This window comes from Kitasatospora sp. NPDC059817, from assembly GCF_042731835.1.
Taxonomy (GTDB): domain Bacteria; phylum Actinomycetota; class Actinomycetes; order Streptomycetales; family Streptomycetaceae; genus Kitasatospora.
The window spans coordinates 1-14,537 of record NZ_JBHWIR010000035.1; the positions used below are offsets into that span (position 1 = coordinate 1).

Genomic DNA, 14,537 nt, shown 5'->3' on the forward strand with positions numbered 1-14,537 from the left:
ATAATTCCGGACAACGCTCGCACCCTACGTATTACCGCGGCTGCTGGCACGTAGTTAGCCGGTGCTTCTTCTGCAGGTACCGTCACTTGCGCTTCTTCCCTGCTGAAAGAGGTTTACAACCCGAAGGCCGTCATCCCTCACGCGGCGTCGCTGCATCAGGCTTTCGCCCATTGTGCAATATTCCCCACTGCTGCCTCCCGTAGGAGTCTGGGCCGTGTCTCAGTCCCAGTGTGGCCGGTCGCCCTCTCAGGCCGGCTACCCGTCGTCGCCTTGGTAGGCCATTACCCCACCAACAAGCTGATAGGCCGCGGGCTCATCCTGCACCGCCGGAGCTTTACACCAACCCCCATGCGGAGGAAGGTCATATCCGGTATTAGACCCCGTTTCCAGGGCTTGTCCCAGAGTGCAGGGCAGATTGCCCACGTGTTACTCACCCGTTCGCCACTGATCCACCCCGAAGGGCTTCACCGTTCGACTTGCATGTGTTAAGCACGCCGCCAGCGTTCGTCCTGAGCCAGGATCAAACTCTCCGTGAATGTCTACCCACAGTGCCTAATTAAAAGCACCGGGCGGCACTCGCGTTGAGCGGCACGGCAACCACCGGAATAGGGCGGTCCCGCGCACTGCGTCCTCGCTAGTGTTTTACTTCAAAAGGAATCTCCAACCCCAGAAGAATCTGAGGCCGGGGATGTCAACATATCTGGCGTTGACTTTTGGCACGCTGTTGAGTTCTCAAGGAACGGACACTTCCTTCGGACCGCCTTCCAGCGGGCCCTCCGGGCGCTTCGTTCTTTCGTGTTTCCAGCTTACCAGATGTTTTCCGCTCCGTTTCCGGCGCTTCGTTCATCCAACTCGCTGGTGTCTTCTGCGGCTTGACGCCCCGTCCGACGTTTCAAACTCTAGCCGACCCCTGCTCCGAAAAGCGAATCAGCCGCAATCCAATAAAACGAGCACGCCGAATAGGAACCAAGCCGCGACAAGACGCGACCCGACCCGACCCAGGAGGTGGTGTTTCAAGAGGATTGGCCGCCCCGGGACCGTCCGCGCCGATGCGTGTCCGGTGCTCCCTGCCGAGCGACTGGGAGACAGTACCCCCTATTCAGTGCCCGAAACAAACGCCCAGCCCGGGACCGCGCAGGTCTACCCCTGCGAGCCCCTGCCAACCGCCCCTGCCAGCCCCTCCCGACCCCTACCGACCCGCCACAACGCCCCCGGTCACGGCGTCAGGTCGCAGCACCGTTGGCAGCCGTCCGGGCGAGGCGCAGTTGTTCCTCCTCCACGATCAGCGCGGCCAGCGACTGCTCCGAGACGTCGACCGCTTCAGGAGTCGATTCGGCCACGTCGCTGCGGCGCGCGTAGTCGTCGAACAACTGGCTCTTCGCGCGAAGAATCTCCACCATCCGCTGGTCGACGCTGTCCACGGCCAGCAAGCGGTGCACCTGCACACGCCGGACCTGGCCCATGCGATGGGCTCTGGCTATCGCCTGGCTCTCCATGGTGGGCTTCACCTGGGGCTCACAGAGAATGACGACCGACGCTGCCTGGATGTTCAGTCCCACACCGCCGGCCTGGATCTGGCTCAGCAGCACCGCATGGCCCTGCACGGCGGCGAACTCGTCCACCACGTCCTGCCGTCGGACAGCGTCCAGGCCTCCGTCGATCGGGCCGAAAGCACGCTGCCCCAGGGCGTCCTGGACGACCCGCAGGACATCTCGGAAGTACGAGAAGACAACGACCTTCAACCCATTCTCCGCAGCCTCGTCGACGACCTCCATCAGCCGCAGCAGCTTTGCCGACCCTTCCGGGTCCGCGTACGCGGCACGGCGCATGGCCATGAAGTTCCCCTCGGCGACCGCCGAGCGGTAGGCGACGAGATCGGACGCCGACAGTTCCTCCCATTCGTCGACATGAACGACGTCGGGGAGCTCCGTCAGGACGTCCCGCTGGTTGCGGCGCAGGTAGGCCGGTGCCACTGCCTTGCGAAACGACGTCGGCCCTGCGGCGGCCGAACTGCTGTGGATTCCGGGCAGAAGATCAGGCTGCAGATAGCGGACCAGGTTCCGGAACTCCTCCACCCGGTTCTCCATCGGGGTGCCGGTGAGGAACAGGACACGGTCGACGCGGGCGGTCCACTCTGCCACCGCCTGCGAGCGCTTCGTGCTGTGGTTCTTGACGTAGTGGGCCTCGTCCACCACGACCATGCCGACCGTGACGTCCTCCGGGACCTCCAGGCGACGCAGTCCGTCGAAGGTCACGACGGCGACACCCCCGCTGCGGAGCCATTCGGTGCGCGCCGCTTCCCGCTCCTGGCCGTGGAATCGGAACGCCCTCAACGTGCTGCGCGACTCGATCTCCCTGATCCAGTTGATGAGGACGCTCGCCGGGCAGACGACGAGGAAGTGTGCGCTCCCGTGCGCCCGCAGATGCGCGAGCGCGGCAATCGCCTGGATCGTCTTCCCGAGGCCCATCTCATCGCCGATGATCACCCGCTTCTGGGCGAGGGCGAAGCGGGCACCGAACGCCTGGTAACCACGGAGCGGGACCGTGCACCGGGTGTCGTCCAGCGGCTCGGCCCGGACCCGGTCCGACAGGCTCTCCGGGAGGAAGCCCTCGGAGGCGGTGAGCCCGTCGGAGCCGGATCCGGCGAACTCGCCCAGGACGCCGTAGAACTCGGCCGAGCGGACTTCGAACTCCGCCCAGGCCTCGATGTCCGTGGCCGGTGGGCGGAGGAGGTCCACCGAGGCCTGGGCGAAGAGCATGGACGTTCCTCGGCCCTCCGTCTCCGCGAGCAGGGCGTCCAACCGGTCGACCGCGGCGAACGCCTCCTGTCGGCGCTGCCGCCCGGCGAACAGGCCTCTCACAACGCCCCGGGCCGGCTGGGCGGCGGCGATCAGGGCGGCGGCCTCGCCGGCGACACGCTCCGCCAGCTCCCTGGCCCGTCTCGCATCGGGCCCGGCGGCGACCAGCCGTTGGAGTGCGACGACCAGCGCGGTGCCCGCCGCGTCCTGGTGGTCGACGTCCAGCCGGATCGCCACGGCCTGCTCCGCTGCCCGAGCGATCTGCCCGGCGGCGGCGATGGCCTGGAGAGCGCTCTGGGCTCCGATTCCGGGCAGCAGTTGGAGCGTGTAGGGCGTGGCGTCCACCACCTGCCGCACGGTCCTGATCCCGGCGGCCTCCAACGCGCCGACGCGCAGACGCCCCTCGGTGACGTCCTTCAGCCGGGCCACCGGAATGGCGTCCAGTTCGTCGCGGACCAGCTGGCCCCGCAGACCGGCCGCGGCCTGGCGCACGTGCTCGACAGCACCCTGGTGATCGTCGACGACCGCGCGGGCGACCGCATGGAGCCGCTCCCCGTCCGCCAGCACGACCTTGGGCTTCCGGACGGCGCGCTGCCTCTCTCCCACCTACGGCTCCTGTCCCGACTCGACCCTGCGGCACCCTCTCCGGGCGTCCACATGATTCCATCCAGGCACCGCCGACCGCCCCGGATTCCCGACCACTCCCCCGGCCGCCCGACGGCCCGGCGGAGTCTCCGGGCCGGGGGCGCCCGGGCGTCCGTCTCGATCGACGGCGGTCACCCGGCCGTCAGCCGGCGGTCACAGCGCTGCCAGGGCTGCCTCCAGGTCGTCCAGGCCCAGGGAACCCTGCCGCAGGGCCTTCATGTGCCAGTGCTTGAGGTCGAAGTCGGAGCCCAGCCGGCGGCGGGCCGCCTCGCGGCCGGCCAGCCAGGCGCGCTCGCCGAGTTTGTAGCCGATGGCCTGGCCGGGCCAGCCGAGGTAGCGGACGATCTCACTGTGCAGGTGGGCGGGCGCCAGACCGACGTAGTCGGCCATGAAGGCGGTGGCCAGCTCCGGGGTCCAGCGCTCGCCCGGGTGGAACGGGGAGCCCGCCGGAATGACGCTCTCCAGGTGCATGCCGAGGTCGACGATGACGCGGGCGACGCGCATCATCTGCTTGCCAAGGTAGCCGAGGCGGCGTCCGGGATCGGTGAGGAAGCCGAGCTCGTCCATCAGCCGCTCCGCGTACAGGGCCCAGCCCTCCACGTTGGCGCTGATCTTGCCGAGGGTGACCTGGTAGCGGGACAGCTGCTCCGCCGCCGCGGTCCAGGAGGCGAGCTGCAGATGGTGCCCGGGGACGCCCTCGTGGTACCAGGTGCTGACCAGGCGCCAGGTGCGGAACCGCTCCTGCGCGTCGCCGTTGGCCGGCGGGAGGAAGGTCCGGCCCGGGCGGGCGAAGTCGAGGCTCGGTCCGCTGTAGTACGGCGCGGCGGCGCTGCCGGCCGGGGCGATCCTGGTCTCGACCCGGCGCAGCGGGCCGGTGATGTCGAAGTGGCGCCCGTCGAGTGCCTCGATCGCGTCGTCCGTGATCTGCTGCAGCCAGCCGCGCATCTGCTCGGCGCCGTGCACGGTGTGTCCGTGCTCGTCCAGGTGGGCCCGGGCTTCCCGGACGGTGGCGCCGGGCAGCACCCGTTCGGCCTCTGTGCGCAGCTCGGCCCAGACCCGGTGGAACTCCTCCCAGGCCCAGTCGTAGGTCTCGTCCAGGTCCAGGTCGGCGCCGGTGTACCGGCGGGCCCCGAGCAGGTAGCGCTCGCGGCCGACGGCGTCCGGCGTGCCTTCCGCAGCGGACCGGTAGCTGTCGCGGAGCCAGTCCCGGAACGCGGCCACAGCGGCGGTCGCCTCGTTCGCGGCGGTGTCCAGTTCGGGGCGGAGCCGCTGCGGCGCGGGGGCGACGAACTCGGCGAACCAGCCGGGGCCCCCGGCCGTCTCGCCGGTCCACGCGGTGAGCTGCGCGCACAGCACGTCGGCCTGGCGGGGCGCGGCGAGCAGTTTGCGGGCGACGCCCTCCGCCAGCGTGGCGCGGTAACCGTCCAGCGCGGCGGGCAGGTTGCGCAGTCGGCCCAGGACCGGGGCCCAGTCGTCGTCGGTGGCGGTGGGCATCATCGTGAAGATGCCCCGGAGCTGGTGCACCGGCGTGTGCAGGTTCCGCACGGCGCGGAAGTTCTCGCCGGCCTCGTGCACCCGCACCTCGGCGTGGAGCCGCTCGCGCAGCAGCCGCGCGCACACGAGCTCCGCCGGATCCCCGTCGGGCCCGGCCTCGGGGACGGCCTCGGGGACGGCGTCCAGACGCGCCAGCGCCTCCCGCGCGAGCCGGACCGTCTCCTCGACGCCGTCCGGCGACAGGTCGGGCATCCGGTCGTCGCCCGGAGCCAGGCCCAGGGACGTGGAGGTGACGGGATCGTGTGCGGCGATCCGGGCCACGTAGTCGTCGGCGATCTGTCGTGGAGTCATCGTCAGCTCCTTCGGTCGGCGATCGGTCGCGGTACCAGGCGTAGGAGGCCTTCGGGGTGCGCCGCTGCGCCACGAAGTCGCTACGCCGCGAAGTCACTGCGCCACGAAGTCACCGCGCCGCGAAGTCGCTGCGCCGCGACGTCGACGTGGACGATTCCGGAGCGCCGGCGGAAGGCCTCAGGCCGTCGAACACGTCGTGATTGTAGCCAGGGTCCGCCCTCCCGCCCCGGACGGCCGCCAAGTCCGCACCGCAGCACACGGGTTGGGCCACGACCGGGCGCGACGAGCCGGCCGCCCCCTCCGGTGCGCAGTGGCGCTGATCACAGCAGGTTTCGCGCAGTCGGCGAAATGCGGGGGCCACCCAGGTTGTTTGCACAGGCAACCAATTCCGCCCCGGCGCACACCACCGGCACCCCCGAGGGATCCCATGACCGTCACCGAGCCCGCAGCCTCCCGCGCGGCCGAAATCCTGTCCCGGCCCGTCACGCTCAACGGGCTGACCGTTCCCAACCGCATCGCGATGGCGCCGATGACGCGCAGGTTCTCCCCGGGCGGCGTGCCCGGCGAGGACGTGCGCTCGTACTACGCCCGCCGGGCCGCCGCGGGCGTCGGCCTGATCATCACCGAGGGGACGTACGTCGGCCACGAGTCCGCCGGCCAGAGTGACGACATCCCGCGCTTCCACGGCGAGGAACAGCTGGCCGGGTGGGCCCGCGTCGCCGAGGACGTCCACGCGGCGGGCGGCACCATCGTGCCGCAGCTCTGGCACATCGGCATGGTGCGCCAGCAGGGCGACCCGCCGTTCGCCGACGCGCCCGCCGTCGGCCCGTCCGGGATCCGCCTGGACGGCACCGAGGGAACGGGCCGGGCGATGACCCGGACCGATCTGGACGCCGTCATCGGCGCGTTCGCCGAGGCCGCCACGGCCGCCGAGCGGATCGGCTTCGACGGCGTCGAGCTGCACGGCGCCCACGGCTACCTGCTCGACCAGTTCCTGTGGGCGGGCACCAACCGCCGCACCGACGCCTACGGCGGCGACCCGGTGGCCCGGACGAAGTTCACGGCCGAGCTCGTCGCCGCGGTGCGAGCGGCCGTCTCCCCGGAGTTCCCGGTGATCTTCCGCTACTCGCAGTGGAAGTCCGAGAACTACGAGGCCCGCCTCGCCGAGACCCCCGAGGAGCTGGAGGCGATCCTCACCCCGCTCGCCGAGGCCGGCGTCGACGCCTTCCACGCCTCGACCCGCCGCTACTGGATCCCCGAGTTCGACGGCTCGGACCTCAACCTGGCCGGCTGGACCAAGAAGCTCACCGGCCGCCCCACCATCACCGTCGGCTCGGTCGGCCTCGACGGCGACTTCGTCGGCGCCTTCAGGGGCGAGGGCTCCCCGGTCCAGGCCATCGACAACCTGCTCGACCGGCTGGAGCGCGACGAGTTCGACCTGGTCGCCGTCGGCCGCGCCCTCCTCCAGGACCCGCAGTGGGCCGCCAAGGTCCTCTCCGGCCGCCACGCCGACCTGCGCCCCTACGACGCCGACGCGCTCCGCACCCTCAGCTGACCACCACCCCCGAGGACCCGGCCGCGCGGCAGGTACAGCGGCAAGTACGGCGGGGCCGGGTCCCTTCGGACTCCCGCAGGACCGCTCCGGCAGAACGATGTGTCAACAAGCTTGCGTGAGCGGTGATTCCGGACGAAGTCGACACGGACGAGGCCGTGACGCCGGTGGTGGCCCTCGGCCTGCTGCCCCCACTGCCCTGCACAGTGGCCCGTACGGCCTTATGGTGAAGAAAGGCCCCCCGGATGGACCCCTGAGCAGCCTGCCGACGTACGGCGACGACTTCCCGGAGGAGCGCCGATCATCTTCCCGGAGGAGCGCTGATCATGAGTACCTATCGAGTGGCACAGGCGACCGCCCCGGGCGGTGCGCTCCACCCGGCCGAGCGAGAGGTGCCGCAGCCAGGACCCGGCCACGTGAGGATCGCCGTGGAGGCGTGCGGCGTCTGCCACTCCGACACACTCTTCGTGAACGCGGCGCTACCGGGCGTGTCGTTCCCCGTGGTGCCCGGACACGAGATCGCCGGGCACATCGAGGAGTTCGGCGAGGGCACTCGGGACCGTGGATGGCAGATCGGCGACCGGGTGGCGGTCGGCTGGTTCGGCGGCAGCTGCGGCCACTGCAAGCCGTGCCGCCAGGGCGACTTCATCGTGTGCCGGAACCTGAAGGTCCCGGGATGGGCGTATGACGGGGGCTTCGCCGAGAAGGTGATCGCGCCCGCCGACGCACTGGCCCGGATCCCCGACGAACTGGCGGCGGGCGATGCCGGGCCGATGGCCTGCGCGGGCGTGACCACGTACAACGGGCTGCGGCGCAGCGCCGCACGGCCCGGCGATCTGGTCGCAGTGCTCGGGCTCGGCGGGCTCGGGCACCTCGGGGTTCAGTACGCGGTCGCGATGGGCTTCGAGACGGTGGCGATCGCCCGGGGAGCCGAGAAGGCCGGCTTCGCCGAGCAACTGGGCGCCCACCACTACGTCGACAGCACCGCCGGCACCCCGGTCGCCGAGGCGCTGCAGTCCTTCGGCGGCGCCAGGGCCGTGCTGGCCACTGCCGGGAACTCCGAGGCCATCGCGTCCACGCTGGACGGCCTGGCCCCGCGCGGGGAGCTGGTGGTGATCGGGGCGGATGCCGCTCCGATGGCGATCAGTCCGGCCGGACTGCTCATGGGTGCCAACGTCGTCCGGGGCCACCCGTCCGGCACCGCGCAGGACGTGGAGGACACGATGGCGTTCAGCGCCCTGCACGGCATCCGCCCGATGACCGAGACCGTGCCGCTGGACCACGCCGAGGAGGCGTACCAGAAGATGCTCGCCGGGAAGGCCCGCTTCCGGATGGTGCTCACCACCGGCTGACCCGGATCGGCCACGCCCCCCTGGCTAGGCGGTCCCACTACGGGCCTCCCCCGGCTACTCGATCATGGGCCAGGCCATCGAGGCGCTCGGCTGCAGCGACTGCTCGGCCCAGATGATCTTGCCCCAGGGGGTGTAGCGCACGCCCCAGCGTTCGGTGAGCCGGGCGACGAGGAACAGGCCGCGGCCACCCTCGTCCTCGGCGGCCGCGTAGCGCAGGTGCGGGGCGGTGCTGCTGGTGTCGGCGACCTCGCAGATCAGCGTGCGGTCGTACAGCAGCCGCACCTTGATCGGTTCGGTCCCGTGGCGAATGGCATTGGTCACCAGCTCGCTGAGCACCAGTTCGGTGACGAATACGGCCTCCTCAAGGCCCCACTCGGTGAGCTGCCGGGTCGCCTCGGCCCGCGCCCGGCCCACGGCCTCGGGGGTCGCGGCCACTTCCCACTCGCTGGTCCGATCGGGTGCCAGCACCTGGGTGCGGGCGACGAGCAGGGCGATGTCGTCGGTCTGGCGGACGGGCAGCAGGGCGTCGAGCACGGCGTCGCAGACCTCCTGGGGCGACCGGTCGGCGCGGCCCAGGGTGGCGGTGAGGACGTCCAGGCCGACACCGATGTCGCGGGTGCGGTCCTCGATGAGGCCGTCGGTGTAGAGGACCAGGTTGCTGCCCTGGGGCACCCGTACCTCCGTGGCCTCGAAGGGCATCCCGCCCAGGCCGAGCGGCGGACCGGCGGGAAGGCTGAGGACCTCCACCGTGCCGTCCGGGTGGACGAGGGCGGGCGGCGGGTGGCCCGCCCGGGCCAGGGCGCAGGTGGCGGTGGTGGGGTCGTAGATGGCGTAGAGGCAGGTGGCGCCGGTGATCGCGAGCTCGCCCTCGGCTGCCGCCGTCTCCTGGTCGATGTGGGCGACCAGTTCGTCCAGGTGCCCGAGGAGCTCGTCCGGCGGCAGGTCGAGGGTGGAGAAGTTCTGGACCGCGGTGCGCAGGCGGCCCATGGTCGCGGCCGCGTGCAGGCCGTGGCCGACCACGTCCCCGACGACGAGCGCGACCCGGGTGCCCGACAGCGGGATGACGTCGAACCAGTCGCCGCCGACCCCCGCCTGGGCGGGGAGGTAGCGGTAGGCGATGTCGAGGGCGCTCTGCTCGGGCAGCGCGCGCGGCAACAGGCTGTGCTGAAGGGTGACGGCCATCATGTGCTCGCGCGTGTAGCGGCGGGCGTTGTCGATGGACACGGCGGCCCGGGCGGCCAGCTCCTCGGCCAGGGACAGGTCCTCCTCCTCGAAGGGACCTCGGTCACGGCTGCGCCAGAAGCAGGCGATGCCCATCAGCACACCCCGTGCCGACAGCGGAACGGCGATCAGCGATGCCAGGCCGAACTCCAGCACCGCCTGCGTACGCTCGGTGTCCTGCATGCGCCAGCCGGCGTCGGTCGCCAGCTCGGTGACCAGCGTGGGACGCCCCCCGACGAAGCCCGCCGCCTGCGGGGTGCCCCGGTCCCACCTGACCAGCTCCCCTCGGGGGTACAGCGGCGAATCGTCCCGGGCGCCCGCGACCGCCACCCGCCGCAGCTCCACCGGGGCATCGGCCACCAGGACCCGTGGTTCCTCGCCGTCCAGGACCGCTTCGGCGAGGTCGACAGTGGCGTAGTCGCAGAATTCGTGGGCGGCCGTCCGGACGAGCTCCTCCGCGGTGCGCCGGACGTCCAGGGTCGTGCCGATGGCCAGGCTCGCTTCGTACAGCAGCCTGAGCCGGCTGCGGGCGACCTCCGCCCTCCCCGCGAGGGCGCGCAGTTCGGTGGAGTCGCGCAGGGTGGTGACGCTGCCCGACGGTCCTCCCCCGCTGTCGGTGGGGCGGCTGTTGACGGCCAGCAGGCGGTCTCCGACGGGGAGTACCTCGTCGGTGACCGCACGGTCGGAGAGCAGCAGTTCGGCCGTGCGGGGGGCGAGGCCGAGGTCGGCGACGGTGCACCCCTCCACGTCGGGCGGCAGGTCGAGCAGGCGGCGCGCCTCGTCGTTGGCGAGCAGGACCCGGCCGTCGCCGCTGACGATGGCCACGCCCTCGCGCACCGCGTGCAGCACCGCGTCGTGGTGCTCGTACATCCGGGTCATCTCTTCCGGCCCCAGGCCGCGCGTCTGCCGCAGCAGACGCCTGCCCACCAGCGCCGTGCCGGCCGTGGCCAGGCCCAGCGCCAAGGCGCCGACGCCCAGGACGACCGGCAGCTGGCGGTTGAACGCGCTGCTCACGTTGGAGACCTTCATCCCGGACGAGACGATGCCCACGACCGCCCCGTGGGAGTCCTCCACCGGGACGACCACCTGGTACTCGGAGCCGAGTGGGCCGTTCACGTCCTCGACGGTGACCTGGCCGTGCAACGACGGCCCGATGGTGCCGATGAACATCTTGCCGATCAGCTCCGGATCGGGGTGGGTGTAGCGGATGCCGTTGCGGTCGGTCACCACGATGAAGTCGACCCCGGCAGCCGTGCGGGCCGCTTCGGTCAGCGGCTGGAGCACCGCGCTGGGGTCGGGGCCCTGCATCGTCGCCACCAGACCGGGACCGTGGGCGAACGCCTGGGCCGCGGCGAGCGTGCGGCCGTGCGCCGCTTCGAACCGGTCGCTGCGGGACTGGACCAGCAGCACGACGACGGCCGTCACCACGAGCAACAGCACGATCAGCACCTGCAGGACGAACATCTGACCGGCGACACTCCGGATGCTCATCACCGACCACAGGCGATGCGCCGACTGCTCCCGCGGGGCTGAGCGTGGGTGTCGCCGCTCACGACGGCTACCCGATCGACGCAGGGGCAGCCAGGAGGAGCGGCCCGTGTCTCTGGCCATACACCCATGATCCACCGCACCCCGGTCACGAGCGGGCCACACTACGCTGATGGGGGCGAAGCGCAGGTGGCAGCGTGTCCCGCCGCAGCGCCGAACGGCTCACCCGCCCCGCGGCCGGCCGGCCCTCACCGTTCCTCTCCTCCCTCTCCTCTCGTCTCCTCCACGACCGAACAGTCCTCGGCGCGGATGTCAGGCGGGGGACGGGGAGGTGTGGAACTGGCGGGTGAGGTAGTTGGACCAGGTCTGGTGAAAGGTGGTGGCGAGCCGGGAGTGGGGGGCGATGAGGTCGAAGGCGTGGTAGGCGCCGGGGTAGAGGTGGAATTCGACCGGGACGCCGTGGGCCCGCAGGCGGGTGGCGTAGTCGAGGTTCTCGTCGCGGAAGCAGTCGAGGTCGCCGACGGTGATGAAGGTGGGCGGCAGGGCGCTGAGGTCGGTGGTGCGGGAGGGGGCGGAGTAGGGGCAGACGTCGTCGGTGCCGGCGCGGTCGCCCAGGATCGCCTGCCAGGCGAGGAGGTTGGTCGAGCGGTCCCAGATGCCGATGTCGGTGATCTCGTGGCTCGATGCGGTGCGGTTGCGGTCGTCGAGCATCGGATACGTGAGTGATTGGAACAGGGGTGTCACGCCACCGCGGTCGCGGATCAGGAGGGTCGTGGCCGCCGCGACGCCTCCGCCGCCGCTCTGGCCCGCGATGCCGATGCGGGCGCCGTCCAGGCCCAGCGCGTCCGCCTCGCGGCCGAGCCACTGGTAGGCGGTGAAGCCGTCCTCGGCGGCGCCGGGAGCGGGTGTCTCGGGGGCGAGCCGGTAGTCGACCACGGCGACGGCGCAGCCGAGGCTCGCGCCCAGCCGGGTGAGCCACGGGTCGTCCTGGGCGGCGAAGCCGAGGACCTGTCCGCCGCCGTGGAACCAGAGCAGGACCGGCAGAGGTCCGGGCGCTCCGGTGGGGCGCAGAAGGCGGATCGGTACGTCGGGGCCGTCCGTTCGGCGCACGAGGTACGTCTCGATGGTGACCGACGGATCGCCTGGCTGGGCGTCGGCGGCGGCCTCGGCCTCGGCGCGGAACGCCGCGCGCGTTGCGGCGAGGTCCGTCAGGTCGAACGCGCCGTTGGGGGTCATGGGGACCGCGTCGAGGGCCAGGCTCAGTTCCTGGTCCATCAGTTGACGGGATGCGGGCATGGCCGTTCCTGCTTTCGGGGGGAGGTGTTTCGAGGGGGCCGGGGGGAGACGCTTCAGGGGCGGAACGAGTCGATGACGACCACGCCGGTGGGTCCGTACGTCTCCAGGGACTCCAGGACCTCGCTCGCCTCGTGGAGGCCGACGGTGCGCGAGACGATGCGGCCGGGGTCGAGGCGGCCGGCGGCGATCATGTTCAGCATCGTGCCGAAGCGCTGGCCCTGCATGCCGAAGGCGCTCAGGAACTCCAGCTCCTTGACCATCATGACGTCGACCGGCAGCGCGACGTCCCCCTGTTCCGCAGCGGTGGTGTGTCCGAGCTGCAGGTGGCGGCCGCGAGTGCGCAGGGAGAGGACGGAGTTGCGGCAGGCGGCGGCGATGCCCACGGCGTCGACCGACACGTGGGCACCGCCGCCGGTGAGGGTCTTCACCGCTTCGGCGGGGTCATCGGTCGCCGCGTTGACGGTGTGGACGGCGCCGAGCGCGCGGGCGGCGTCCAGCTTGTCGTCCGTGATGTCGATCGCGATGACGTTGGCGCCCGTCGCCGCGGCGATCTCGACCGTCGACAGTCCCATGCCGCCCCCGGCGCCGTACACCGCGACCCATTCGCCGCCGCGGACCTTCGCCTGGTCGACGACGCCGTGGAAGGCGGTCATGTAGCGGCAGGCCAGCGCGGCGACGTCCACGAAGCCGACGCCCTCCGGTACTTCGACCAGGTTGACGTCGGCGAAGCGGACCATGACGTACTCGGCGAAGGCGCCCCAGTAGGACACCCCGGGTACGAGCGAGTCCACGTGCTCGCAGACGTGCTGATTGCCGCTGCGGCACATCTCGCACGCGCCCTCGCCGGGGTTCATCGGGAAGATGACGCGGTCGCCCTCCTTCCACCCCCGTACCTCGCGGCCGACCTCCACGACGGTGCCGGCGAACTCGTGGCCGAGGACGAACGGGGCCTCGACACGCGGCCCGCCCGTCCAGAACTCCCCGGCCCACAGGGCCCAGTCGGTCCGGCAGATCCCGTTCGCCCCGACGCGCACGATCGCGCCGTCCGGCGGGCAGGAGGGATCGGGCACCTCGCGGATGACGAGCGGCTTGTGGAGTTCCTCGATGACTGCGGCGCGCATGGCGCGGCCTCCTCGTGCTTGGAGTCGACGGGAGCGGGGAGCAACCGCCTAAAGTCCACCGGTTTAAGTGGTGGACTTGGAAGCTAGCCGCTTGCCCGGAATCATGTCAACCGCATAAAGTGGTGGACATGGACGACAGGGACGACAGCCGCGAGGGGCGCCAGCGCGCCAAGGCCGACTTCCGCTTCGACGACGCGCGGCTGTGCTTCGCCTTCGCCGGCACCCTGGCCGACCGCGGCGCGGACACGCCCTTCGAACGGCTCGCCCGGCCTGAGGACTTGAGCCGCTGGGCCGTCGAAAGCGACTGCACGACAGCGCCGCCGCCCTGCACCGAGGCCGACCTCGGCCGCGCCAGGCAACTGCGTGAGGCGATCCAGCGGACCGGCCGCGCCCTGGCGGACGCCACGCCGCCCTCGCCCGAGGACATCGCGCTCGTCAACCGCGCCGCCGCCGAGCCCCCCTCGACACCCGAACTCGCCCCCGACGCGACCACCGTGCGCTGGCACGGCGACGCGCTCGCGGCGGTGCTCTCGATGGTCGCCCGGGATCTGATCGCCCTCTGCGCATCGGAACACCGCACCCGCGTCCGCATCTGCGGGAACCCCGACTGCGGCGCCCCCTTCGTCGACACCTCCCGCGCGGGCGCCCGCCGCTGGTGCTCGATGAAGACCTGCGGCGCCCTCGTCAAAAAGCGCGCCTACCGGGCCAGGCAACAGACACCCGCCGACGGCCCCCGGTAGCGCATCGCCGCGCGCGGCGAAATCGGCACCTACTCCTACCAGGTCCACGGAGCAGGCTGCCTCTTCATCAGCGACAACGGCACCCGAGATCGACGTGGACTTCGCAGCCGACGACAGGGAGATCTTCGATTTCTGGCGGCTGCGCCGCTATGGCCGGAGTTTGCCCGCGCCTCACGACCCCACGGAGCAGGACCTGCGGTCCGCAGTGGAGTCGCTGAAGTCACCGCTGGTCGAGGTGCGGCCAGGGTGGTTCAGCGTGGCCGAGGTCAAGACTTCAGCGTGAGACCGGCGCGGTCGACGACGAGCCCGCCATTCAGCGACTGATCACGAGGTCGTAGGTCGCGGGGCCACGAACCCCCGTGCTCGCGATTGCTTCGGATTCCTGGGGTATCGCTCTCACTACTGGCTCGTTCTGAGCAGGTGTTCGGGCCGCGGTACACGCGGACGGATCATGCGGCCGACCGCGCTGACGTCGAGAG

Annotated in this window: 9 protein-coding genes and 1 rRNA gene; 4 read left to right on the top strand and 6 right to left on the bottom strand. The window is 71.2% G+C overall.

The features are described from left to right. The 3 genes from ACFV61_RS10495 to ACFV61_RS10505 form a co-directional block, all read right to left on the bottom strand. Positions 1–536 (bottom strand): 16S ribosomal RNA (locus ACFV61_RS10495); the annotation flags it as partial. 687 nt (positions 537–1,223) lie between these two features. Next, positions 1,224–3,404: a DEAD/DEAH box helicase gene (locus ACFV61_RS10500; RefSeq protein ID WP_380491085.1), complete on the bottom strand. Its 2,181-nt coding sequence runs from the start codon at positions 3,402–3,404 to the stop codon at positions 1,224–1,226. A gap of 192 nt (positions 3,405–3,596) precedes the next feature. Beyond that, on the bottom strand, positions 3,597–5,288 hold the full coding sequence (locus tag ACFV61_RS10505) for a DUF885 domain-containing protein (RefSeq protein ID WP_380491087.1): 1,692 nt from the start codon (positions 5,286–5,288) through the stop codon (positions 3,597–3,599). Positions 5,289–5,715: 427 nt separating this feature from the next. Between ACFV61_RS10505 and ACFV61_RS10510 the strand changes: the two genes are divergently transcribed. Together ACFV61_RS10510 and ACFV61_RS10515 are read left to right on the top strand one after the other, a co-directional pair. Continuing rightward, entirely contained in the window at positions 5,716–6,843 is a 1,128-nt protein-coding gene (locus tag ACFV61_RS10510; protein ID WP_380491089.1) for an NADH:flavin oxidoreductase, read from the top strand. 323 nt (positions 6,844–7,166) lie between these two features. Further along, complete coding sequence (locus ACFV61_RS10515; RefSeq protein WP_063350439.1) at positions 7,167–8,192, top strand: alcohol dehydrogenase catalytic domain-containing protein; 1,026 nt, start codon at positions 7,167–7,169, stop codon at positions 8,190–8,192. A gap of 54 nt (positions 8,193–8,246) precedes the next feature. Here ACFV61_RS10515 and ACFV61_RS10520 read toward each other — a convergent pair whose 3' ends face one another. The 3 genes from ACFV61_RS10520 to ACFV61_RS10530 all read right to left on the bottom strand — a co-directional run bounded on the left by ACFV61_RS10520 (position 8,247) and on the right by ACFV61_RS10530 (position 13,318). Continuing rightward, on the bottom strand, positions 8,247–10,904 hold the full coding sequence (locus tag ACFV61_RS10520) for a SpoIIE family protein phosphatase (RefSeq protein WP_380491091.1): 2,658 nt from the start codon (positions 10,902–10,904) through the stop codon (positions 8,247–8,249). Between the two features lie 309 nt (positions 10,905–11,213). After that, the gene (locus tag ACFV61_RS10525; RefSeq protein ID WP_380491093.1) at positions 11,214–12,197 is read right to left on the bottom strand and encodes an alpha/beta hydrolase; all 984 of its coding nucleotides are present in this window, start codon (positions 12,195–12,197) and stop codon (positions 11,214–11,216) included. A 53-nt stretch (positions 12,198–12,250) separates the two neighbouring features. Then, positions 12,251–13,318, bottom strand: a complete 1,068-nt coding sequence (locus ACFV61_RS10530) for an alcohol dehydrogenase catalytic domain-containing protein (protein ID WP_363377147.1) — start codon at positions 13,316–13,318, stop codon at positions 12,251–12,253. Positions 13,319–13,446: 128 nt separating this feature from the next. On the opposite strand from ACFV61_RS10530, the gene ACFV61_RS10535 reads away from it, so the two are divergent. After that, the gene (locus ACFV61_RS10535) at positions 13,447–14,058 is read left to right on the top strand and encodes a CGNR zinc finger domain-containing protein (RefSeq protein ID WP_380491095.1); all 612 of its coding nucleotides are present in this window, start codon (positions 13,447–13,449) and stop codon (positions 14,056–14,058) included. A gap of 94 nt (positions 14,059–14,152) precedes the next feature. Further along, positions 14,153–14,341: a DUF6896 domain-containing protein gene (locus ACFV61_RS10540; protein WP_380491097.1), complete on the top strand. Its 189-nt coding sequence runs from the start codon at positions 14,153–14,155 to the stop codon at positions 14,339–14,341. Positions 14,342–14,537 lie beyond the last annotated feature (196 nt).